Consider the following 23,486-nt stretch of genomic DNA (forward strand, 5'->3'; position numbering starts at 1 on the left):
CTATTTGTCGTCTTCATCTAACCATTCGTTGGCTAAATCATCAGATAAGTATTGATCGAAATCAGAATTGCCTTGGCTTTCAAGGTCATCTTCAAACTCGTCTTCGTCCTCATCTTCAATACCAAGAATTTCACATAACGCCTGATGACGAGCAATGCGACTATTAAAGTACTTAGCATCTTTACCTGTTAGCATTTCACCTTTTTCATGACGCTCTACTAATTTAAGTAAACGTTCATCATTCTCAAGTGCTTCTAGCTCTTGTTCAGGTGTAAATTCAGGCTCGATTACTTTTTTCAGCTCAATAGTTGGCTTTAAGTTGCGTTTCATTTCAACTTTAGGCTCTGGCGCGGTTGCGATTAACGGCACAGGCTTTTTACTGCCTACACGCTTATCTTTAGGCGCGTGATTACTATTTTGGCTTTCGCTATCCAGTAAATCTGGCGCATTACGAGAACCGGGCTTTGCGCCTTTGGTTTTTTTAACTCGCTGCTCTTTTAATGCGCGCATTTCTTTAAGCTTATCTTGGCTTAAACGAACAGGTCCGTTTGCTGGGCTTTTGCGTGACTTTTTAGTTCTACTCATATCTTGATCATCTCACTTAAGAGGTTTTGAGCGAAGCGCAAATTAATGGGCATCGCAGTGCTGGCCTAGCCAGAAGAATTCAGTTTGCGCTATAGAGGTTGGGTTTCTCATTTAAAAGCGCCTTAGCTAATTAATCGCTAATTTTAAACGGTGGGTATTGTAACAGGACAAATAAAAAGGCGGTAGAGAAAACATCTCTACCGCCTGCTAATCTGAGCGCCATTATCTGGACACTTCTCCCTTCGACTTTTTTTAGTCTTTATTATTTTTATTATTATCAGTCCGTATTGTTATTATTTTTACGTTCCTTGTTACATTCCATTTTGTTTTTATTATTAAACTTCCATGAGTTTTTTATTATTTTCGGTCATCCTGACACTTTTTTATTATTTCCTTTAGTAGCACCAATCTTGTGCTATGTAATCATGCCGCGCCACTTTCCTTATAGCTGTTTCCGTTTTGTTATTGTTCTTTTGCGACAGTGGTTAATTTACTCGTTAATGATTTTGTTACAACTGGCTTATATAACTTTTATTATACTTATTACATTCTAAACTCAAATAAACAATAAAATACAATAGGTTAATGACAAATAAAAAATAAAAAGAAGATTTTTCTCACACTCTCGCATGGTCAATGTCTTACATTTTAACGGGTGATATCGTTAATTTTACGCACAAAAAAAGCAGCCAAGGCTGCTTTTTGTAAAACATTGTAGTGTATTTATTATTAATTGCTAAATAAATACGACTTTAGTGTAAACCACCTAAGTACTGAGAAAGTACTTCAATATCTTTATCTGTTAATTTCTTCGCTATATCGCCCATCATGCCATTTAAGTCATTGTGACGAGTTCCATCACGGAATTTTTCAAGTTGAGACTTGATATATCCAGGATGCTGAAAAGAAATTTTTGGAAACTTAGCAAGTGATGAACCGTTACCACGTGGACCATGACATGCTGCACATGAAGGAATCCCACGCTCCGCATCGCCTGCTTTAAAGAGCATTTCGCCAACTTCAACAACATCTTTAGGTGTAGCACCTTCAGTCATGTTCATTGAAGAAAAATAAGCAGCTAGATCTTTCATGTCTTGCTCGCTAAGTGGCATAGCCATAGCGCTCATTACTGGATCCATACGCCCTTCTTTGCCGCCTGACGTCATACCTAATTTTAAATCCTGAAGTTGCTTAAGGATATAATCTGGATGTTGACCTGCAATTTTTGGGTAAATATTAACCGGCGCATTACCGTCTGGGCCGTGACAAGCCGCACACGTTGCTGATTTTTCTTTACCTGCGTTTACATCGCCATCAAATGCTGTTGCGTTGCTTGCTGACAACGCACCAAGCAATATTGTTAAAGATAGTGCTATTTTTTTCATGGTGAATTCTCTGTTTCCGACCCTGTATCATCTACAATCGTGATGTTGTAATACATATATTCTACACGATAATAAATTCTCTGGCACGTTTTCTACACATATTAAGCTTATAATTTACAGGGTTTTGACTTAGATTAAGCTTTAACATGTTTTAAATGTACCATAGGTGCTGTTTTTAGGTGGTTAAATACGCTTTTTAATACATCCTTTATAGTATAAAATACGCGCCCTGAGTGAATTTGGTTTACTCAATGTTATTTTTTTAAGTTTTAGGAGAGCCTGTGCTCAAATCTCGTATCAAATATAATACTGCGTCTTTCGTAACAAGCGCTCCCGACATTACTAAATTACCTGCTGATACGGGAATTGAAGTTGCGTTTGCCGGTCGCTCCAATGCAGGTAAGTCGAGTGCATTAAATGCATTAACCGATCAGAAGCTAGCACGTACAAGTAAGACACCTGGACGTACTCAGCTAATCAATACATTCGATTTAGCGGATGTTGACGATATGCGCCTTATCGATTTACCAGGCTATGGCTTTGCTAAAGTACCAATCGAAATGAAAAAGAAATGGCAAAAGTCGTTAGGTGAATATCTGCAAAAGCGTCAAAGCTTAAAAGGTATTGTTATTTTAATGGATATTCGTCATCCATTAAAAGATTTAGACCGTGATTTAATTAACTGGGCAATTGGTAGTGAGATTCCAGTATTGGCACTATTAACTAAAGCCGACAAACTAAAGCAAGGCCCTCGTAAATCACAAGTACTGCAAGTTCGCCGTGAATTAAGCACGCTTGATGGGGATATTACAGTTCATGCGTTTTCATCATTAAAAGGCACCGGTTTACCAGAAGTAGCTAAAAAGCTAGATGAATGGTTTTTAGGCCCTGTTATTGCTGTACCACCTACCGATGAAACAATCACAGACGAAACAAACCCAGAGGCTTAAACGCTGGCGTTACGATAAATAAAACTGCTTTCCTGCAGATTTAATAAAATAGCCGAGCTTATCAGACTCGGCTTTTTCAGCCCACTGATAAAATACACTGCGTGAAACTCGCGCACTACAACCATACGGTAGCTTTAAATAAGGCACCTTTGAACCTTTGTAGTCTTTTATATACAAAGGCTGCTGAGCGCTCACTAGCCACTGCCTAGCTAAATTATCAATACAACACAACACTTGCCCTTGCGCTGTATTTTCAAAACGCCAATCAACAATAATAAACGGCGCATCTTCAACCGTTATTGTTATTTTTTCGACAGGGGTTTTTAAATAAAATTGCTCATCTTCTTTACACAATACAGAAGCAAACAGCTTCACCATGGCTGGGCGTGTTATTTCGCTGCCATCGTAAAACCATTTCCCTTCATTATTAATAACAATTGGCAGCTCCCCACAATGGTTAGGCTGCCAACTATCAAAAGGTTTGCTTGGCTCGCTTAATCGCTTGCTAAGCTCACTTAAAGAAATCACTGTTTTTTAAGTGTTATTGCAAATGTAACAGGCACAGCTGTGGCAATTGAAGGCAAGCCCGCTAACTCTTGCAGCTTTTTAACGCCTTCGGTTACACCAAAATCATCACTATTAATAATAATAGGTGTTAATGATGATACCGTTAAATCACCACTTTGCGTGCTGTTAACGAGTACATCAATTGCCAATGGTTTTTTATTACCATGAAAATCAAGCTCAGCTTTAATACCCTTCAATACATATTGACCAGGTTTTTTGATATTACTTAGCTCTTTAGTTAAATTTGCAGTTAAAACAGCATTGGGGAATTTAGCCGCTTCGAATAAAAATGTAGCTAAACGCTCATTACGAATAGGGATTAGAGTTTCGGCTGATGTTAAATCAACATTAACGCTAAACTCACCTTTATCAGAAAGCATACCTTCAAGGTTAGTAAAATGGTGAGCTTCAGCAATCGAATCTTTTTTAATTGAAACAAAGCTTAGTTGGCTTTTATCATTCACTAGCTGCCAATTAGCCTGAGCAACATTAGAAATAACTAAACTTGATAAAGAAAAACCTGCAATAGCTAATGCTTTAAACATAACGCACTCCTTAGTAATAAAATGAAAAGAATAAAAATGATAGCACTTCGATGGTATCACCTGCGATGTACCCAAACCACCTCGAAGTGACGAATGCACAATACAATTGGTATAGCGCAAAAAAGAATTAATTAGATAGGATTTTTAGGCGTAAAACAAAAAACGGCCCACCAAACAAGTTGGTAGGCCGGTATAGCAAACTGGGGAGAAGCTATCAATTTGTTGCACCCTTTCAGATGCATCATCAACAGGATGTCCTACAGGATAGGACAGGCGGGACTTTAACAAAAGCACGCATTAAAATACAATCATATTCCTGTAAAACAGCTCGAATTGACGAACATATAACTATTTAATACAAATAGTTGCTTAAATTAACCTTATTTTAACTAAAGCTTGCATATAGCTAATTAAATAGCTGTTATTCTCATTTTTATTAAACATAAAAAAAGCGCCAAAAGGCGCTTTAATTAAAATGCTCAAATTGCATTAATGGGCTTGTTCCCAGTTGTCACCTTCATCGGCTTCAACAATAAGCGGCACATCAAGCGCTGCAGCTTGCGACATCAGCTCACAAATATGTTTTGTGTATTCTGGTGCGCAGTCTGTTTTAATTTCAAATACCAATTCATCGTGTACTTGCATAAGTAACTTAATCGTATTTGGCGCTTGTTCGTGTACCCAGCGGTTAACGCTCAGCATTGCCTTTTTAATAATATCAGCAGCAGTACCTTGCATTGGTGCGTTTATAGCAGCACGTTCGGCTCCTTTTCTGCGCGCGCCATTACGTGCGTTTATTTCTGGCAAATGTAGGCGGCGACCAAATATTGTTTCAACATAGCCATTTTCAGCCGCTTTTTCGCGTGTTGTTTCCATGTACTCTAATACACCTGGAAAACGCTCAAAATACTTATCTATGTAATGCTGCGCTTCGTGGCGCGGCACATCTAGTTGACGTGCTAAACCAAATGCCGACATACCGTAAATTAAGCCAAAATTTACTGCTTTTGCCTTGCGGCGCATATCGGTAGTTACATCATCAAGCTCTACACCAAATACTTCAGCGGCAGTTGCACTGTGTACATCTAAGCCGTTAGCAAATGCATTTAATAAACCTTTGTCTTGTGAAAGATGCGCCATAATACGCAGCTCAATTTGGCTGTAATCGGCAGCGACAATTTTATAACCATCAGCAGCTATAAACGCTTCACGAATTCGACGCCCTTCTTCTGAACGAATAGGAATATTTTGTAAATTAGGATCGGTTGAACTCAAGCGCCCCGTTGCTGTAATTGCCTGATGATATGACGTATGTACACGCTGGGTTTTCTCATTCACCATTAATGGTAATTTATCAGTGTAAGTTGATTTAAGCTTTGATAAACCACGATGCTCTATGATTACTTTAGGTAGTGGATAATCATGAGCAAGCTCTTGCAATACTTCTTCTGCGGTAGAAGGTGCACCTTTAGGTGTTTTTTTGATAATAGGCAGGCCAAGCTTTTCAAACAACAGTACTTGTAGTTGCTTAGGAGAGCTTAAATTAAATGGTTCCCCTGCTATTTCAAATGCTTCTTTTTCAAGCTCAATTAAACGCTCGCCTAAACGCATACTGTGTGCTGCAAGCATATTACTATCTATTGCAACGCCGGTTCGTTCAATATCAGAAATCACACTAACAAGTGGCATTTCTATATCTTCGAATACAGATTTTAGCTTTTCATCAGCCGCTATTTTTGGCCAAAGCACTTCATGTAGGCGCAAAGTAATATCGGCATCTTCTGCAGCGTAAGGCGCAGCTTTTTCAAGTTCAATTTGGTTGAAGGTAAGTTGCTTTTTACCTTTGCCAGCAATATCTTCAAAGCTAATATTTTTATGACCTAGATATTTAAGTGCTAGCGAGTCCATATCGTGGCGTGTACCCACACTATTAAATACGTATGACTCAAGCATGGTGTCAAACTTAATACCGTTTAGCGCAAAACCTGCATTCGCTAATACACTTTTGTCGTATTTAAGGTTTTGCCCTACTTTAGCTTTGTTTTCATCGGCCAAAATTGGACCTAGCTTTTGCATTACAAATTCCAGACTTAGTTGCTCAGGCGCACCTGGGTAGTCATGCGCTAGAGGTAAATACACAGCTTCACCCGCTTTTACGGCAAAACTCATACCCACTAATTGCGCTTTCATGTAATCAAGGCTGGTAGTTTCTGTATCAAATGCAAATAACTCGGCACTATTTAATTGCTCTATTAACGTATCAAATTGCGCTTGCGTTAAAATAGTTTCGTAATGAGCGTCTTCTACTTTTGGTAATTCAGTGGCTTCGGTAGGTACAGCTAAATGTGTTTCTGCATCTTTGGGGTTATCTAGTAACTCAGCTAACCAACGACGAAATTCGCACTCACCATATAGTGCAATTAATTCGTCTTTATTTGGCTCTTGTAGTTTGAACGTATCAAGATCTGATTCAACTTCAACATCGCACTTAATTGTTGCAAGCTCGTAGCTTAAAGGCAGATGATCGAGAGCTGCAGCTAACTTTTCACCTATTTTACCCTTAATCTCACTTGCGTGATCCATTACACCTTGCAACGAGCCATATTTCTCTAACCACTTAACGGCCGTTTTTGGACCACAGCCTTCAACACCTGGGATATTATCGACCTTATCGCCCATTAGTGCCAAGTAATCGATAATAAGTTCGGGGCCTACACCAAACTTTTCAACTACGGTAACAGGGTCTGAAATACTGTCGGTCATCGTGTTTATTAATGTAACGTGTTCATTTACAAGTTGCGCCATATCTTTATCGCCAGTGGAGACAAGGACATGCCGTTTTTGCTCAGTTGCAATGCGTGCAAATGTGCCAATAACATCATCAGCTTCAACGCCTTCGATACTAATTAGCGGAAAACCCATCGCTTTGATAATGCTATGTATTGGTGCTATTTGCGTACGTAAGTCATCCGGCATCGGCGGGCGATTTGCCTTATATTCGCTATACATATCGTTACGGAACGTTTTGCCTTTAGCATCAAATATAACCACCATATGTGAGGGATCATATTGTCTGATCAAGCTTTTAAGCATGTTGATCACGCCGTAAATAGCGCCCGTAGCCTCACCTTTAGAATTAGTTAAATGCGGCGGAGAATGATAAGCACGAAATAAATATGACGAGCCATCAACTAAAATAAGTGGGTTTTCGGGGATCTGAGCCATGGTGAATTTGGATCCTAAATGCAAAAAATTAAGGTAATTATAAGCATGCCATAAGGTAGTAAATAAAACGACTGTGAATTACTGTTTATCGTGTTATTAAAACTAGAGCAAGCTGTGGATAAGTGTGTAGATAACAGCCACGAGCTATTCTTCCAAAGCATTAAAAAATGCCTAGAAAATACTTTAACTGTATGTTTTAATTTAAAAAAGATAATACGAGGTTCTTTTTTTATTATTTTAAACCAATGTGGAAAAAGGTTTTCTAACGACTGCTTCTGTTGTTATTCACTTTGATTATTCGCGTCCATTTAAATAACCGGAGGAGTATTCTAGCACAATGGATCGAAGATCATAGCGATCCTTTATAATTTTTTTAAAGGCAAAGTGATCGCAAATGGCATAAACCGCAAAACGACTTGCACTGCGAATGATTTTTGTACTAAAAATTTATTTTCGCGAGAAATTTTGAGCATGTTAAACTCCATCCGATCGACTTATAAAAAAGACTTTAGGGGCACAAAAGCATGAAAAACGTAGCAGTAATATTAGCAGGGTCTGGTGTGTACGATGGTAGTGAAATTAATGAAGCAATTTTAACTTTATTACATATAGCCAAAAATGGCGCAACGTATCAGTGTTTTGCACCAGATATTGAACAACTTCATACCATTAACCATTTAACAGGTGAAGTAATGCCTGATAAACGCAATGTATTAACAGAAGCTGCTCGCATTGCACGAGGTGACATTAAATCACTGATTAAACTAGACGTGACTCAGTTTGACGCATTAATTGTACCTGGCGGTTTCGGTGCTGCAAAAAACTTATGCGATTTTGCAATTAAAGGCGCAAAAGCAAATATCAATCAGGACGTCCTTAATGCTTGTAAATCATTTGCAAAAGCGAATAAGCCTGCAGGTTATATGTGTATCGCACCCACATTGATCCCATTTATTTACGATAACGCCGCACTTACTATTGGTAATGATGTAGAGACAGCACAAGCGCTAAGCACATTAGGCGCTAAACATATAGATTGTGCGGTTGACGGTGTAGTTATCGATGAACCAAATAAGTTAGTTACCACCCCTGCTTACATGTTGGCAGAATCGATTCTTGAAGCCGACGCAGGGATCGCAAAACTAGTTAGTAGCGTATTATCAATAAATTGATTTTGATCTTAGGATCTAAAAAGTTAATTGAATGACTGATTGCGCTTATTAAATTGCTTAACAAAAAACAGTAAATAATTAAATTTTATTGCGTTAACGCAAAAAGTAGTCAGTTTTATTAATAAAAACGGCTCTTAGCATTTTATAAATTGGCTCAGAGAGTTATAATCGGTTTAATTTCCGTCATCTTTAATCGTGATTGATCACGTTCAAATCGAAGTGAGCAAGGCAAAATGAAAAAATTAACAGCTGCAGCATTATTATTGCTAGCAACCACTGCATACGCACAGCCATATGATAACTCTATGACTGAAGATGCAATTAAAGCACGTCTCGCGCCGGTTGGTGCTGTATACCTTGAAGGCGATAAAGCTGCAGTTGCAGCGGCGCCTACAGGTCCTCGTTCTGGTGAGCAAGTATATCAAGGTGCATGTTTTGCATGTCACGGCACTGGTGCACTAGGCGCGCCTAAATCGGCTGACGATTGGGCTCCACGTATTGCTAAAGGTAAAGACACTTTACTTGAGCATGCACTAAATGGCTTTAATGCTATGCCTCCAAAAGGCACGTGTATGGATTGTTCTGATGATGAGATTAGCGCTGCTATCGACTTTATGACATCTAAATAAGCTCGATTGAAATATACAAAAAAGGTTTACTTCTGTAAGCCTTTTTTAATGCCTAAAATAGTGTGTCTAGCTACTGCTTTAGTAGGAATATCAACTTGACGATAAGCACTAAAAGTGAAAGTATAAGGCTAATAACTATACAATAAAAATAGCCGGTTAGATCATTGGAAGATAAACTATCAGTATCGAGTAAATTGGCGTATCAAAATAAACGCCTTAAAGCGCTTCTCGAAAAATACAGACAATCACATCACTTACAAAATGCCCTGATCCAATTATCAGAGCAGGCAAGTACTGTGGCCGAGCTAACCCTGCTATACCCTGCCATCCATGACATTTTACAAAAGTACGTACCTAGTAAAAGTTTTTATGTGGTGCTGCTAAATCAATACAGCCAATCACTAGAACTTTCTTACTTTTCAGATGAAAAAGACGGTATTGCTGTTGCCCTTAATCAATCAAATAGCTTTGATGAAGGAGCAACTGGTTATGTGTTTAAGCAAGGTAAAACAACATGCTTTACGAAGAAGCAAATGCAAGACGCTGCAGCCGAAGGCTTATTTAAAGCATTAGGCACACCAGCAGAGCATTGGGTAGGTGTACCTGTTTACCAAGAACATAATATTATTGGTGTATTAGCAGCGCAAAGTTACGATACAAAACAAGGTTATAGTTCACAACAAATACAATTACTCGAGTTTATGTCGCTTTATTTAGCAACTGCGATAGAGCGTGTAAAAAAACGAGAGCTCCTTGAATCGGAAGTAAAAATTCGCACCCGAGCACTCACTCAAAGTAACGATGCATTGAACCTTGAAATAGAGCAACGTAAACGCGCACTTCAACGTCAACAAATTCTGTTCAAAATATCTGAAATAGCAACGCAAGCTAAAAACCTTGATGACGCTTATTTTAAGATACATCAAATAATAAAAACAATTACCTATGCAGAAAACTTATATATTGCACTTTATGATAAAGAGTCTGGCTGGATAAGCTTTCCTTATTGTGTTGATGAATTTAAAGAAAATACAAAACCAAGACGCTTTGCTAAAGGTTATAGTGAATTGGTAATAAGCACTGAAGAAACACAACTAATACACCCATGTAGGGCAAAAGAATTAATAGAAAGCGGTGTAGTACAAAGAGCCAAGCCTGTACAAAAAGAGCAAATGGCCACCAGTTGGCTAGGCGCTCCACTTAAAACTGCTCAAGGTGTTATCGGCCTTATTGTTTGCCAAGCTTACGATAATAAACATATTTTCAGCCAAGATGATTGTGAATTAATTACCTTTGTATCACATCAAATTGCAGCTGTTTTGCAAACAAAGCTAGCCAATCAAGCGATTGCAAAAAGCCACCAAGAACTCGAATTTAGAGTAAACGAAAAAACCAAAGAATTGCGCCAAACTAATCTTCACTTACAAATGCAAATTGATGAGCGTAAAAAAATAGAGCAACAGCTTTATCATGATGCACATCATGATTCACTTACTAGCTTACCTAATCGTAGCCTATTTTTAACTCAGCTTGAAAAAACGCTACAACATTATCAACGTTTTCCTGAGCATCACTTTGCCGTTTTATTTATCGATTTAGATAAATTTAAAGATATTAATGACCAGTTGGGCCACCATGCTGGCGATCAGTTTTTAATTAATGTTAGTGAGTTATTCGCCCAATGTATCCGCGAACACGATTTACTAGCACGCTTAGGTGGCGATGAGTTTGTTATTTTATTAACGCACTTAACTGAGCCTCAACAAGCAGAAGATGTCGCTAATCGTATTATCGATTTAATGAAAAAGCCTTTTTTCCTTAAAGGCGAATCACTTCAAAGTGGTGCAAGTATAGGAATAACCTACTCAAAGAAAAGCTATACGCATACGGATGAAATTATTCGTGATGCCGATGCTGCAATGTATCACGCTAAAAACTCCGGAAAAAATCGCTACGAGCTATTTCATCCGCTATTAACGCAATCAATACCTGCGCAGGCACTAAAAGCACAGCATCACCTTGATATATTGCCTATGAGTTTTAGAAGCTCAGAAATAATTACTCTTGATGAACAACATCAGTCTGAATCTTTATTTGAAGCATTTGGTGAACACCCAATACTTGGCTTTACTAGCTTTGATATTTTGAAAAAGTTTGCATCAGATAAAGAACAGCACCTCGAGATAGAGTTACAGTTATTACAACGCGCTTATGCACAAGCAATTACCGCAAATGTAACTATGGCGCTGGTTCCTTGCTCTGGTTTACTACTCGAGGAGCACGAATTTGTTTTATTTACAGATACGCTAAATAAACAACAAGGACATAGCCAGCTCTGTTTGCTATTTGATGAACAAGAAATTCGTCACGCAAGCGCAACACAAATAGAAAACCTCAAAAAGCTATCACAACTTGGTTATTCAATTGGTTTAAACAATTTCGCTAAAGATCGATGCGAACTTAATTTACTAACCGATATTAATTTTGACTATCTGCTACTTAGCTCGACCTTTAGTAAACGTGTTTTACAACAAGAAAGTTACGATTTTCAGCTACAGGGCGTGCTTGCAATTACGAAGCTCAAAGCAATGAAAGTCATTGCTAAAGGCCCATCAATACTTAATTTTAGAGCTTTACTAGACAAGCACGGTTTGGCATTTTTTGTGGGAAAACAACACGCTCTAGTGTGTTCTGAGTTACCTGAAATACAAGCAACCCAGTCTTTATAAAATTAGCCTGAGGTATTACTCAGGCTTTTTAAACATGGCGCGAAGGTTAGCGACTCTTGCTTGGCCTTTTTCCATTCGCTCTGCTTGCGTATTTGGCGCCTTTTTGTTTTCGAACGCGAGATCGTCCTGCGGTAACTCTTGTACAAATCGGCTTAACTCAGTTTGTGAGGTTTCACCAAATTGACGACGTATTTTTGCATAAGTAAGTGTTAACTCCTGCTGCGCACGAGTAATACCAACATAAGCTAAGCGGCGTTCTTCATCTACGTTATCTTCATCAATACTTACCTGATGCGGAAGTAAGCCCTCCTCCATACCTACCATAAATACGTATGGGTACTCTAAGCCCTTAGATGCATGCAGTGTTGATAAGTGCACTGCATCGGTTTCATCTTCTTCTTCGTTACGCTCAAGCATATCGCGAAGGGTTAGCTTGCTAACAACCTCGGCTAATGTCATTGGTTCGTTGTCGGCATCACCGGTCAACATATCTGTTATCCAACGATACAACTCAGATACGTTTTTCATACGCATTTCAGCCGCTTTAGCACTCGGTGACGACTCGTACAAATATGCCTCGTAATTAATATTACGCACTAAGTCTTTAACAGCTTCGAGCGTATCACCGCGTACTGCGTTATCTGATAGCTCAACAACCCAGCGTGCAAACCCAGCAAGCGCATTAAAACCACGCCCTTTTAGTCTGTAGCCTAAATCGTTATCAAAACAGGTAGCAAATAAGCTCGCGTGTTTTTCGTTAGCAAGCGTACCAAGCTTTTCAAGTGTAACCGTGCCTATTTCGCGTCGCGGTGTATTTACGATACGTAAAAATGCATTGTCATCATCTTGATTAACTAGCAAACGTAAATACGCCATAATATCTTTAATTTCTGAGCGAGCGAAAAACGACATACCGCCACTAATTTTATAAGGGATACGGTTACTCATTAAAGATTTTTCAAAGCCACGTGCTTGATGATTACCACGATATAAAATCGCGTAATCTTTATAGCTGGTACGCTTCATAAACTTATGTGAAATTATTTCAGCAACCACACGCTCAGATTCATGCTCTTCATCGCGGCACCCTATTACTTTAATCGGCTCACCATAACCTAGTTCACTAAATAACTTTTTCTCTATGTCATGTGGGTTATTCGCAATTAAAATGTTAGCCGCTTTTAGTATTCGCCCTGCACTTCGATAGTTTTGCTCAAGTTTTATAAGTCTAAGCCCTGGGTAGTCTTTACCTAATAACACTAAGTTTTGCGGGCGAGCACCACGCCATGAGTAAATTGATTGATCGTCATCACCTACAACAGTAAAACGGGCACGCTCGCCTACTAGCAATTTAACAAGTTGATATTGGCTTGTATTGGTATCTTGATACTCATCCACCAGCAAGTATTTAAAGCGTTGCTGCCAGCGCTCACGAGATGTGGCGTTATTAGTAAGTAACAAAGTAGGGATCATAATTAAATCATCAAAATCCAGTGCGTTATAAGCACGTAGCTGATTTTGGTAGCGAGCATACAGCTGTGCAAACAATGCCTTTTGCGCATCACGCGCTTCGCGTATTGCTTGCTCTGGCAGTACTAATTCGTTTTTCCAACTACCAATTTCCATTTTAAGTAGTTTGAGTAAGTCCTTGTCTTTTTTTAGCTCATCTTCGGTGAGTTCACTAAGAAGCTGATTGGTATCTTGATCATCAAATAACGAAAAGCCGGGTTTAAACCCTAATGTGCTTAACTCTTTTTTTATTATTTCTAAACCGAGTGTATGAAACGTCGATACCCACAAACCTTTGGCGTCTTGTTTACCAAGTGTTTGCAGTACTCGTTCACGCATTTCTTTGGCTGCTTTATTGGTAAAAGTAACAGCGGCTATATTTCGCGCTTTGTACTCACATTTTTTCACTAAATAAGCGATTTTATTCGTAATAACACGGGTTTTACCAGAGCCTGCGCCTGCGAGTACTAAGCATGGACCACTAATATATTTTACGGCTTCATCTTGTTTAGGATTGAGTTTCATAACGACCAAAGAAATTTAAAAGACGCGCAATTTTAACGTAACCATTACTGCGAGCATAGCAATTGCCTTAATTAATTAAGGTAAAGATGATCATGTGTTAAATACCGTGGGTATAAGGTAATATTAGTTATTATTATTTTAGGCCGCATCGAAGGGACAAATATGATCAACCCAGCAAAACTTGAAGAAATTGCTAAGCAAATTACTAGCAATATGCCACAAGGTGTAAAAAACCTAGCAGAGACACTCGAAGGTAAAACAAAGCAAGTTTTACAAAACAAGCTTGCTGAGATGGATTTTGTGAGCCGTGAAGAATTTGATGTGCAAAGCCAAGTACTTATTCGTACTCGCGAAAAACTAACCGAACTTGAAGCTAAAGTTGCATTGCTTGAGCAACAACTTAGCACTAAAACTGACGCTGAATAATTAATTTAGTGTACAAAAAAGGCAGCTTAGGCTGCCTTTTGCGTTTTACTAAGTTTATTCAAATAGCTCATCTAGCACATAATAAAATAACTTAGTCTGTTGCTCTAAACTCACACTCAGCATTTTTTGCGCAACTTGCTCGCCAGTTATTGGTTTGTAACGCTTTAAAAACGGAAGTCGTGTAATAACATGAAAAATAATACTGCCTATCTTTTCTGCCACTCTAAATTGCTCACGATCACCTAATAATAAAGATGGTTGTAAAATACCTATTTTATCAAAAGGGAGTGCTTTAATATGTTGCTCAAGCTCACCCTTCATTTTCAAATAAGCACTATTACTGTGCGTGTTCGCCCCGCTTGATGACACTAAGCAGTAATGCGTAACACCATTACATGCCGCTAACTGCGCCGCTATAAACTGATAATCAAAATCTACTTTACGCTGAGCTTGTGTAGAGCCCGCCCGTTTACGGGTTGTGCCCAAACACGAAAACAATACGTCACCTTTAAAAAGCTCAACGTATTGAGTTAATTTTTCAAAATCAATAACGTGATTAACTAGCTTTGCGTGTGTAATAGGCAAAGCCCGACGACTTAACGTAACCACTTTGGTATAACGATCGCTCTTAAGTAGCTTATGTAGCAACTCATTACCGACCAAACCTGTAGCACCTATTAATATCGCCGTTTTAGTCATAAATTTATTTATTTTCGCCCACTTTATTAAGTACGTGCTGCACTGCTTTTTTGTAGCTTTGCGTTTCTTCACTCGCGCACGTTACTACAGATTCTAAATCATGAAGATGGCCGTTTTCTAAACCATAAACCCAACCATGAACGCTTAGCTCTTGGCCGCGCTCCCACGCATCTTGCACAATGTTAGTACGGCATACATTACGTACTTGCTCAATTACATTTAGCTCAATAAGGCGGCTTAAACGTTCGCTTTCTGGCATTGCATCAAGTTGTTCAAGATGCTTTTCTTTTACATCCCCTACATGGCGTAGCCAATTATCAATAAAGCCAAATTTTGCATTGTTTAAAACGGCTTGTACGCCACCACAGCCATAGTGACCTACTACCATAATATGTTTTACTTTTAAAACCTCTACAGCGTACTGCATAACCGACAAACAGTTATGGTCAGTGTGTACAACCACGTTAGCAACGTTACGATGCACAAATAATTCGCCTGGTAATAAATCAACTATTTGATTAGCAGGTACACGAGAGTCTGAACAACCAATCCATAAATACTCTGGATTTTGTTGCATAGATAAAATTTTAAAAAACTCAGGATCAGCTTCGCTTGTACGTGCAGCCCAACGTTTATTGTTATCGAATAAATTTTTTAACTTTCTCATTGCATCTCTTATTAAGTCGAGGACGGAAATTTAATGGATATTAGCAAGAATCAAAATATTACGAGGCGTTAACTGCTTTTCACAAAACGTTTTAACGCTTACTTGATAGCCTTGCTGTTGCAAATATAAAGCACGATCGAGCACAAGCCAAACTTCAATTGCCCTTCTGAACACATGTCGAACCAGTTCAACTCGGTCAGTTATTTTTTTTCGAGCAACACCAATATCTAAATATTTATTATAATCAGTATCTTGAGGTAGGTTTATTGCCTTTTTATCTGCAGCCCATGCACAAAATGATTTAAACGAATCTGAGAATATAGCTTTGTTAACCGAAGGTACGCTTACATAATATTGCTCTCCAGTAATCGATTTTCTAAGTGCATCAAAACCAAGTCGCCATTCTAGCTCTGTTTTACGTACTTTTTCCAGACGAGAAGGCGCTGTTACGGTTTCTTGTAATGCGAGCTTTAAATCGCGATGCGTTAGGTTAAGCTCACTTTTATTTGCAACCTCACTCATTACACGGTACTCATTAGCCGTAAATAAATGATAGCAACAAGGTGAAAAGCTAATTTGCTGTACTTTCGCTAAACTTGCTTGACGCATAAATGCTTGGTGCAAACCACCACATGCGTGTAGCGCTACGGCATGCATATCAGCATTAAAAAATTGAGTGATATCCTCTTTTAATACATCAGCTTGGCTAAAGTGCATTGCCAAGCCTTGTTGCTGTGCACTTTTTTGTCCTTGCTCGCATAAGCTTTGTTGCAGTTCAATACTATGCACATCACTTGCGCCATTAAAAGCAAGCATTCGCCCTAAGTGTCCTTTACCCGCACACCACTCTAAAACTGGTTGCTTAGTATTAGGTAGTGCAGATACAAAATCTTGTAACTGATCAAACTTACGACCTTTAATGCCGTTACTTATCCAAAACGGATAATCAGATCGAGAGTGTGCAGAGCTAGGTAAATCACATAGCTTAGCAAGTTCATCAAGTTGGTTTATGTGTTGGCTAAAAAATTGGTATAGCTGATTTTGATCATTATCAAGAACGGTTACCTGATCATCAGTTAGTTCGTTAAGTATGCCTTGCAGCTCTGGCCAAGGAATAGTGTCAAAATCAAATGCGGTGCACTGCCAATACTGACGATGGCGCATTAAAAGTGAATCAAGTGCAAAAAATTGCTCAGCTAAAGTCATAACAGCTTAAAAAATAAAAAAGACAATTAATTATATCAGTTTCGTGAATTTCCTAAGCAGTTATTTTTGGCTAAAAATCAGCCGTAAATACAAAGGTATTGAAATAATACTCACCAAAATAGCTGCTATAAGCATCCATGATAATTGCATCTTTTCAGGCTCTTGGTATTTATAAATAAAGTGAGATTTCACTTCGTCAAATTCGTTTTGCTGTATGCCATATAAGTCAGCAATTAAACGCCACTTTGCTATCGACATATGCCCTAAACTGGTAGTGGGTGGGGTTATATAACTTTTTAGTACTTCAGCCTCAAAGGCGAGCTGATGAAAGCTCTTACTCGGTGCATAGTTTTGCTGAGTGACTGCAATGGCTTCGTCCATATTCATCATTGCATAGCGCCAACCTTTTAGGCTCGCTTGGTAGAATTTTTCGACCGTTTGTGGATTTTGCTTAAGCATGTTTTCGCTGGTAAATAAAATGTCGCTATATACGTCCATACCATAACGCTGTGGGCAAACAAGCCGATGAGCTACGCCTTGTTGAGTCATATAATAAGGCTCTGTAGTAACATAAACTTGCATAGCATCTAGCTTGTTTTCAATCCAAGCCTGATTAAAATTTTCGCCATTGTAAACTTTGAGTTTATCTACATCAACGCCACTGCGTTTAAGCATAATAAGTAGCTCGGTGCCGTCATTTTTGCTCACCGCAGTGATGCGTTTATTAACAAAGTCACGTGGATGAAAAATATCAGACGTGTCTTTAACCATCCAGCAGTAAGGTGAAAATTGCAATAAGGCAGCCATAGCAACAAGAGGTTGTCCATTAATGCGTTGCTGTAAAATACCGGAATGCCCTACACCAAATTGTGCTTCGCCACTGGCCACAGGACCAAAGGTATCAGGTTTCATTGGATTAGCTTGTTTAATAGTTACATCAAGGCCCGCTTCATTATAAAAGCCTTTTTGCTTAGCCATATAGTAGCCAGCAAACTGAAACTGATGTGTCCATTTTAGCTGTAATGTGACTGATTCTTGCGCCGCGATATGGCTACAAAAAAAGCACAATCCAATGATTAATCCTTTAAATAGCAAATAGGTGTCCTCAAAAAGTATGACGATTACCTGTAACTATATGTAAAACGTGTAATAAAGCAAGCACCCTAGTTAGGTGCCTGCCTTTAAAGAAGGGTTATACTGAGGCGAGTTTTTCGGCTTTTTCTGCTTGCGGCTTTGATGTTAAAAATTGGGTAAAACACGGATTTTGTGTTTCATCTTGTACACTGTAACCTAAGCGATTCAAATGCTCGTTAAACATTTCATACTGACTCGGCTCAATAGCAAAACCTGCCAGTACATTCCCCATCGAACCACCGTGATTACGATAATGAAATAAGGTAATGTTCCAATTGCTGCCTAAAGTATCTAAAAAGCGTGCAAGCGCACCCGGATACTCAGGAAATTCAAAACGCAATAAACGTTCATGTAATTGCTCTGGTGCTTTTCCGCCAACCATATAACGCACATGTAATTTAGCGAGTTCGTTATCCGACAGATCGCAAAATTGATAATCGTTATTTGTTAAGTCTTGCTTTAGCTCATTAAGCTCTTGCTCGCCTTGGCGCAGGGCAATACCTACAAATATTTGTGCTTCACCAGGTCCTGCATAACGGTAGTTAAACTCAGTAATAGCACGGCCACCTAAAGAAGCACAAAACTGTTTAAAGCTGCCTTTTTCTTCTTTAATAGTAACCGCTAATAACGCTTCGTTTTTTTCACCCAGCGCAGTGCGCTCTGCAACATAACGCAGGCGATCAAAGTTTAAATTAGCACCCGAAAGCACAGCCGCTAAATGTAACCCTTTTAAACCCGACTGCTGGCTCCACTTTTTAAGCCCTGCCGTTGCAAGTGCACCTGAAGGCTCTGCTATTGCACGGGTAGATACAAAAATATCCTGCATGGCTGCACATATTTCGTCGCTGGTGACGGTTATAACTTCATCACAAAACTTTTGCGCTAAGCGAAATGTTTCAGTGCCAATAATTTTAACCGCTACGCCATCGGCAAAACTACCAACGCGCTCAAGCTCTACCGGTTTACCTGCTTTAAGTGCCGCTTGTAAACATGCACTTTCGTCGGCTTCTACGCCAATTACTTTTATATCTGGACGCAACGATTTAATGTAAACCGCCATACCGGCAAGTAAACCGCCGCCGCCAACAGGAATAAACACAGCATCAAGCTCGTTTAATTGCTGCATTAACTCGCGCGCTACAGTGCCTTGACCAACAATGACATCCGGATCGTCAAATGGCGGGACAAATATACCGTTACGCTGCTCTGTAAGCTCAAGCGCATGTGCTTTTGCGGCATCAAAATGATGCCCATGTAGCACAACTTCACCGCCAAGTGCGCGCACTGCGCTGACTTTTATTTCAGGCGTTGTTACTGGCATTACAATAGTTGCTTGATGCCCAAGGTGAGATGCACTTAATGCAACCCCTTGAGCATGATTACCCGCAGAAGCAGTAATAACCACTGAGCCTTTAGGTAATTTATTTAATTTGTTATACGCACCGCGTAACTTAAATGAATACACGGGCTGTTGGTCTTCACGCTTTAACCAAACATGGTTACCTAGCTTTTTACTGAGTTCAGCCATTTCGCTAACCTCAGTAACTTTAGCCAAAGGCTCCATGTTTGCTTGAATAATAGCGCGAAAATAATCGAGCTCTTGAGAGACCATAATTAACTAAGCGCCTCCAATTTAGCTAAGTCACGCACTGCGCCTTTATCAGCACTTGTTGCAAGTAATGCATAAGCCTTTAAAGCAGACGATACATAGCGCTCACGATCAACTGGTTTGTACGCCAGTTTTCCGCGTGCTAATTGTTTTTGTTTACGTGCTTCAAGCTCTTCATCGCTTAGCGCTAACGTGATTTCTCGTGTTGCGATATCAATAATGATTTTGTCGCCATTTTCAACATAAGCAATTGCACCACCACTTGCCGCCTCTGGTGATACATGACCAATTGATAAACCCGAAGTACCACCCGAAAAGCGACCATCAGTAATAAGTGCACACTTTTCAGCTAGGCCTTTTGATTTCAAGTAGCTAGTTGGATATAGCATTTCTTGCATACCTGGGCCGCCTCTAGGGCCTTCGTAACGAATAACCACGATATCGCCGGCTTTTACTTCATCGTTTAAAATACCTTCTACAGAATCATCTTGTGATTCGTACACGACTGCAGTACCTTCAAAATGTAGCATTTCATCAACAACGCCAGCGCTTTTAACAATACAGCCATCAACTGCTAAATTCCCCGAAAGTACAGCTAAGCCACCATCTTGACGAAAAGCATGTTCGACACTTCGGATACACCCATTAACACGGTCATTATCGCCCTCGTCCCAACGACACTCTTGGCTCATTGCTTTGGTGGTACGAATGCCCGCAGGGCCAGCACGGTAAAATTTGCGCGCTGCTTCGTTAGTAGGATCTGTTGCATCCCATTTTTTAACGAGCTCAGCCATAGTTGACCCTGCAACATGATTAACTGACATATCAACTAAGCCTGCTTTGCCAAGTTCACGTACGATTGCCATCATGCCGCCTGCACGGTGCACATCTTCAATGTGATATTCAGGTGTTGCTGGTGCAACTTTACATAAAAATGGTGTTTTACGAGAGAGCGCATCAATGTGCGACATATCAAAATCAACGCCTGCTTCTTGCGCTGCAGCAAGTAAATGCAATACCGTATTTGACGAGCCACCCATTGCAATATCAACAACCATTGCATTCATAAAGGCTGTTTTGTTAGCAATAGCACGTGGCAATACATCTTGATTGTCTTTTTGATAATACTCACGACATAAATCAACAATACGAGCCCCCGCTTCAACATAAAGTTGTTTACGGTCTTTATGAGTCGCAAGCGTCGTACCGTTACCTGGCAATGCTAAACCAATCGCTTCTAGCAGACAGTTCATTGAGTTTGCAGTAAACATGCCTGAACACGAGCCACATGTTGGACACGCAGAGCGCTCTACTTGCTCTGAATCTGCATCACTTACCGATTCATCAGCGCCTTTAACCATGGCATCTACTAAATCAAGTTTAATATCGATGTTAGCAAGCTTAGTTTTACCTGCTTCCATTGGGCCGCCTGATACAAATATTACCGGAATATTTAAGCGTAGTGCTGCAAGCATCATTCCTGGAGTAATTTTGTCGCAGTTTGAAATACAAATCATCGCATCAGCACAATGACCATTTACCATATACTCAACCGAGTCAGCAATTAAGTCGCGCGAAGGCAGCGAATACAGCATGCCGCCGTGACCCATTGCAATACCATCATCAATCGCAATAGTATTAAATTCTTTAGGGACGCCACCGGCTTGTGTAATGGTTTCAGCCATAAGTTCACTTAGCTGATTAAGGTGAACATGCCCTGGTACAAATTGTGTAAACGAGTTAACTACGGCAATAATCGGCTTACCAAAATCGGTGTCGGTCATACCTGTTGCGCGCCATAATGCACGAGCGCCTGCGCGTTTACGCCCTTCAGTTGTTGTTGCACTTCTTAATTTAGCCATAGTTACCTCAGTTTTTGCCGCAAAATAAGCGGGCATTCCTCATTCTAAAATTGGTGAGTAACCGAGTGATTCAGTTACTCGTAAATTGTTTTTCAGTTCGTAATTACACAGCCTGTTGTTGCTGTAAATTTTGTAAAGTGACTTCTTTTACATCCACCAGCTTATTTAACTGGCTGGTTAAAAGGTGAATTGGTTTATCACTATCTACCGTCATGTCTACATTATAAAAACCATCGTCCATATTGAGCTGAAAATGCGTAAGGTCAAAACCACGATGACGCACCACTCGTAAAAAGCGCTCTACCGCTATACTTTGACTTTTTAATGCAATAGTTAAGCTATGTTTCATTTTGCTTTCTCCGTCATCATTTCGTCGTTAGCAGCCCCAGGTGGTACAAGCGGCCAAACATTTTCTTTATCATCAATACAGGCATGTACTATGTACGGACCTTTACTGTTAACTAATGCAGTTATCGCATCATCAACTTGGTTAGCGTGAGTAATTGTTTGCCCTGGGATACCAAATACAGCAGCTAATTGCACAAAGTCTGGGTTATCCGACAGGTTAGTTTCAGAATAACGCCCTTCAAAAAATAGTTCTTGCCATTGGCGAACCATCCCTAAACGCTGGTTATCTAAAATTAATATTTTTACAGGTAAATTGTTACGACGAATAGTGGCCAGCTCTTGAATATTCATCATTATAGAACCATCACCCGATACAGTGATAACAAAGTCATCAGGGCGTGCTACTTGTGCACCAATAGCCGCAGGTAGACCAAAGCCCATTGTGCCTGCACCACCACTGCTTAAATGATTACTCGGATGAGTAAACTTCATGTGTTGTGCTACCCACATTTGGTGCTGACCAACATCGCAGCACACAACCCCTGTTTTTGGCATGCGTTGGCTTAGTTGGTTTAATAAGTACGGTGCAAAAACCTTCTCACCTGGGTAGTCGTAACGCCACGCATGCTTAATATTTATTTCTTTATTTGTGTCACACCACGCTTTAGGTGTTACAAAGCACTCAAGTGCGGGTAACGACGTTTTTAAATCGGCAATTAATGAAGCCTTAGCAGGTTTTCGCTTACCAACTTCAGCAGCATCTATATCTAAATGGATTACTTTAGCTTTAGCTGCAAATTTAGCTAAGTTGCCTGTTACGCGGTCATCAAAGCGTGCCCCTATACATACAAGTACATCACATTCTTGCACTGCGATATTAGCAGCTTGACCACCATGCATACCCAACATACCTAAGTAATGTTCGTAATCTGGTAATACACTGCCCAGCGCTTTAAGTGTTGATACAGCTGGCATCTGAGTTTTATTTAAAAATTGCATTAGCTCGTCTTGCGCATCAGCGGCTTGTACACCACCACCTACATACGCTACAGGCTGTTTAGCCTCACTCAACAATTGATTAGCAATAGCAACTTGCTTTAAATCTAACTCTGGTAAGTATTCATCAGCTGCTAGCCACGGTTTAAAAGGGACTTGAGCCATTTGAATATCTTTTGGGATATCGACAAGTACAGGACCTGGGCGGCCGCTTTGCGCTAAATGAATTGCTTCTTGTAATATCTCTGCTAAGTCTTCCGCTCGTTCTACCATGTAGCTGTGCTTAGTACACGAAAGCGACATACCTAGTACATCTATTTCTTGAAACGCATCTGAACCAATAGCTGCAGTAGGCACTTGGCCGGTGATCGCCAATAATGGTACTGAGTCCATCATCGCATCAGCAAGGGCAGTTATTAAGTTAGTTGCACCTGGGCCCGATGTTGCAAAACACACACCTAATTTACGCGTGCTGCGAGCATAACCAACAGCTGCAAACCCTGCACCTTGCTCATGACGAGTAAGGTAGTGTTTGACTGGCGCGCCATACAGCGCATCGTAAATTGGCATAATAGCTCCGCCTGGGTAGCCAAATACTTCATTTACGCCGTGTTTGGCCAATAAGTCGATTGTTAGTTCTGCGCCTGTCATTAATAAACCCTCATTCCTCAGTGACAACCCAATTACATTTTTACGCTAAAAACTTTGCCCTTAAAAT

General features: G+C 39.8%; 19 protein-coding genes. 5 read left to right on the plus strand and 14 right to left on the minus strand.

What is annotated here, in order from left to right:
• Together yihI and L655_RS0113455 are read right to left on the minus strand one after the other, a co-directional pair.
• Positions 1 to 585: a Der GTPase-activating protein YihI gene (gene yihI / locus L655_RS0113450; RefSeq protein ID WP_002959924.1), complete on the minus strand. Its 585-nt coding sequence runs from the start codon at positions 583 to 585 to the stop codon at positions 1 to 3.
• A gap of 752 nt (positions 586 to 1,337) precedes the next feature.
• Positions 1,338 to 1,970: a c-type cytochrome gene (locus L655_RS0113455; RefSeq protein WP_024596955.1), complete on the minus strand. Its 633-nt coding sequence runs from the start codon at positions 1,968 to 1,970 to the stop codon at positions 1,338 to 1,340.
• A 281-nt stretch (positions 1,971 to 2,251) separates the two neighbouring features.
• On the opposite strand from L655_RS0113455, the gene yihA reads away from it, so the two are divergent.
• Positions 2,252 to 2,920 carry a ribosome biogenesis GTP-binding protein YihA/YsxC gene (gene yihA, locus L655_RS0113460; RefSeq protein WP_007377272.1) on the plus strand — a complete coding sequence of 223 codons (669 nt, stop codon included), beginning with the start codon at positions 2,252 to 2,254 and terminating at the stop codon, positions 2,918 to 2,920.
• Between the two features lie 9 nt (positions 2,921 to 2,929).
• Here the strand turns inward: yihA and L655_RS0113465 are convergent, their stop codons facing one another.
• The 3 genes from L655_RS0113465 to polA all read right to left on the minus strand — a co-directional run bounded on the left by L655_RS0113465 (position 2,930) and on the right by polA (position 7,257).
• Positions 2,930 to 3,448 carry a DUF1285 domain-containing protein gene (locus L655_RS0113465; RefSeq protein WP_024605300.1) on the minus strand — a complete coding sequence of 173 codons (519 nt, stop codon included), beginning with the start codon at positions 3,446 to 3,448 and terminating at the stop codon, positions 2,930 to 2,932.
• Complete coding sequence (locus tag L655_RS0113470; RefSeq protein WP_024605301.1) at positions 3,445 to 4,032, minus strand: YceI family protein; 588 nt, start codon at positions 4,030 to 4,032, stop codon at positions 3,445 to 3,447. Before L655_RS0113470 ends, L655_RS0113465 begins: the two co-directional genes overlap by 4 nt.
• 489 nt (positions 4,033 to 4,521) lie before the next feature.
• Positions 4,522 to 7,257: a DNA polymerase I gene (polA, locus tag L655_RS0113480; protein ID WP_002959914.1), complete on the minus strand. Its 2,736-nt coding sequence runs from the start codon at positions 7,255 to 7,257 to the stop codon at positions 4,522 to 4,524.
• A gap of 524 nt (positions 7,258 to 7,781) precedes the next feature.
• Between polA and elbB the strand changes: the two genes are divergently transcribed.
• The 3 genes from elbB to L655_RS0113495 all read left to right on the plus strand — a co-directional run bounded on the left by elbB (position 7,782) and on the right by L655_RS0113495 (position 11,787).
• Positions 7,782 to 8,429: an isoprenoid biosynthesis glyoxalase ElbB gene (gene elbB, locus L655_RS0113485; protein WP_024605302.1), complete on the plus strand. Its 648-nt coding sequence runs from the start codon at positions 7,782 to 7,784 to the stop codon at positions 8,427 to 8,429.
• Between the two features lie 233 nt (positions 8,430 to 8,662).
• Positions 8,663 to 9,058, plus strand: a complete 396-nt coding sequence (locus L655_RS0113490) for a cytochrome c5 family protein (RefSeq protein WP_002959908.1) — start codon at positions 8,663 to 8,665, stop codon at positions 9,056 to 9,058.
• A 164-nt stretch (positions 9,059 to 9,222) separates the two neighbouring features.
• Positions 9,223 to 11,787 (plus strand): diguanylate cyclase, encoded by a 2,565-nt coding sequence (locus L655_RS0113495; protein WP_024605303.1) that lies wholly within the window; start codon positions 9,223 to 9,225, stop codon positions 11,785 to 11,787.
• Positions 11,788 to 11,802: 15 nt separating this feature from the next.
• Here the strand turns inward: L655_RS0113495 and rep are convergent, their stop codons facing one another.
• On the minus strand, positions 11,803 to 13,821 hold the full coding sequence (gene rep / locus L655_RS0113500; RefSeq protein WP_024605304.1) for a DNA helicase Rep: 2,019 nt from the start codon (positions 13,819 to 13,821) through the stop codon (positions 11,803 to 11,805).
• 162 nt (positions 13,822 to 13,983) lie between these two features.
• On the opposite strand from rep, the gene L655_RS0113505 reads away from it, so the two are divergent.
• Complete coding sequence (locus tag L655_RS0113505; protein ID WP_007582099.1) at positions 13,984 to 14,247, plus strand: accessory factor UbiK family protein; 264 nt, start codon at positions 13,984 to 13,986, stop codon at positions 14,245 to 14,247.
• Positions 14,248 to 14,301: 54 nt separating this feature from the next.
• Here the strand turns inward: L655_RS0113505 and L655_RS0113510 are convergent, their stop codons facing one another.
• The 8 genes from L655_RS0113510 to ilvG form a co-directional block, all read right to left on the minus strand.
• On the minus strand, positions 14,302 to 14,946 hold the full coding sequence (locus tag L655_RS0113510; RefSeq protein ID WP_024605305.1) for an NAD(P)H-binding protein: 645 nt from the start codon (positions 14,944 to 14,946) through the stop codon (positions 14,302 to 14,304).
• 4 nt (positions 14,947 to 14,950) lie between these two features.
• The gene (gene can / locus L655_RS0113515) at positions 14,951 to 15,613 is read right to left on the minus strand and encodes a carbonate dehydratase (protein WP_007582103.1); all 663 of its coding nucleotides are present in this window, start codon (positions 15,611 to 15,613) and stop codon (positions 14,951 to 14,953) included.
• 30 nt (positions 15,614 to 15,643) lie between these two features.
• The gene (locus L655_RS0113520) at positions 15,644 to 16,819 is read right to left on the minus strand and encodes a methyltransferase (RefSeq protein ID WP_024605306.1); all 1,176 of its coding nucleotides are present in this window, start codon (positions 16,817 to 16,819) and stop codon (positions 15,644 to 15,646) included.
• 60 nt (positions 16,820 to 16,879) lie between these two features.
• Positions 16,880 to 17,914 carry an ABC transporter substrate-binding protein gene (locus L655_RS0113525; protein WP_024591429.1) on the minus strand — a complete coding sequence of 345 codons (1,035 nt, stop codon included), beginning with the start codon at positions 17,912 to 17,914 and terminating at the stop codon, positions 16,880 to 16,882.
• Positions 17,915 to 18,011: 97 nt separating this feature from the next.
• A complete protein-coding gene (ilvA, locus tag L655_RS0113530; protein WP_024605307.1) occupies positions 18,012 to 19,565 on the minus strand; it encodes a threonine ammonia-lyase, biosynthetic in 1,554 nt (517 codons plus the stop codon).
• Positions 19,566 to 19,567: 2 nt separating this feature from the next.
• Positions 19,568 to 21,424, minus strand: a complete 1,857-nt coding sequence (gene ilvD, locus L655_RS0113535; protein ID WP_024596945.1) for a dihydroxy-acid dehydratase — start codon at positions 21,422 to 21,424, stop codon at positions 19,568 to 19,570.
• 103 nt (positions 21,425 to 21,527) lie between these two features.
• Positions 21,528 to 21,773 carry an acetolactate synthase 2 small subunit gene (ilvM, locus tag L655_RS0113540; protein WP_002959893.1) on the minus strand — a complete coding sequence of 82 codons (246 nt, stop codon included), beginning with the start codon at positions 21,771 to 21,773 and terminating at the stop codon, positions 21,528 to 21,530.
• Positions 21,770 to 23,419 (minus strand): acetolactate synthase 2 catalytic subunit, encoded by a 1,650-nt coding sequence (ilvG, locus tag L655_RS0113545; protein WP_024605308.1) that lies wholly within the window; start codon positions 23,417 to 23,419, stop codon positions 21,770 to 21,772. Before ilvG ends, ilvM begins: the two co-directional genes overlap by 4 nt.
• Positions 23,420 to 23,486: the final 67 nt, after the last annotated feature.

It is taken from the genome of Pseudoalteromonas sp. TAE79 (assembly GCF_000498015.1).
In the GTDB taxonomy this organism is placed as follows: Bacteria; Pseudomonadota; Gammaproteobacteria; order Enterobacterales; family Alteromonadaceae; genus Pseudoalteromonas.

Excerpts from the sequence above, each read along its gene's own strand:
- yihI (WP_002959924.1), bottom strand. The coding sequence starts at position 585 with ATGAGTAGAACTAAAAAGTCACGCAAAAGCCCAGCAAACGGACCTGTT.
- L655_RS0113455 (WP_024596955.1), bottom strand. The coding sequence starts at position 1,970 with ATGAAAAAAATAGCACTATCTTTAACAATATTGCTTGGTGCGTTGTCA.
- L655_RS0113470 (WP_024605301.1), bottom strand. The coding sequence starts at position 4,032 with ATGTTTAAAGCATTAGCTATTGCAGGTTTTTCTTTATCAAGTTTAGTT.
- polA (WP_002959914.1), bottom strand. The coding sequence starts at position 7,257 with ATGGCTCAGATCCCCGAAAACCCACTTATTTTAGTTGATGGCTCGTCA.
- elbB (WP_024605302.1), top strand. The coding sequence starts at position 7,782 with ATGAAAAACGTAGCAGTAATATTAGCAGGGTCTGGTGTGTACGATGGT.
- L655_RS0113490 (WP_002959908.1), top strand. The coding sequence starts at position 8,663 with ATGAAAAAATTAACAGCTGCAGCATTATTATTGCTAGCAACCACTGCA.
- rep (WP_024605304.1), bottom strand. The coding sequence starts at position 13,821 with ATGAAACTCAATCCTAAACAAGATGAAGCCGTAAAATATATTAGTGGT.
- L655_RS0113505 (WP_007582099.1), top strand. The coding sequence starts at position 13,984 with ATGATCAACCCAGCAAAACTTGAAGAAATTGCTAAGCAAATTACTAGC.
- L655_RS0113510 (WP_024605305.1), bottom strand. The coding sequence starts at position 14,946 with ATGACTAAAACGGCGATATTAATAGGTGCTACAGGTTTGGTCGGTAAT.
- can (WP_007582103.1), bottom strand. The coding sequence starts at position 15,613 with ATGAGAAAGTTAAAAAATTTATTCGATAACAATAAACGTTGGGCTGCA.
- L655_RS0113520 (WP_024605306.1), bottom strand. The coding sequence starts at position 16,819 with ATGACTTTAGCTGAGCAATTTTTTGCACTTGATTCACTTTTAATGCGC.
- ilvA (WP_024605307.1), bottom strand. The coding sequence starts at position 19,565 with ATGGTCTCTCAAGAGCTCGATTATTTTCGCGCTATTATTCAAGCAAAC.
- ilvD (WP_024596945.1), bottom strand. The coding sequence starts at position 21,424 with ATGGCTAAATTAAGAAGTGCAACAACAACTGAAGGGCGTAAACGCGCA.
- ilvM (WP_002959893.1), bottom strand. The coding sequence starts at position 21,773 with ATGAAACATAGCTTAACTATTGCATTAAAAAGTCAAAGTATAGCGGTA.
- ilvG (WP_024605308.1), bottom strand. The coding sequence starts at position 23,419 with ATGACAGGCGCAGAACTAACAATCGACTTATTGGCCAAACACGGCGTA.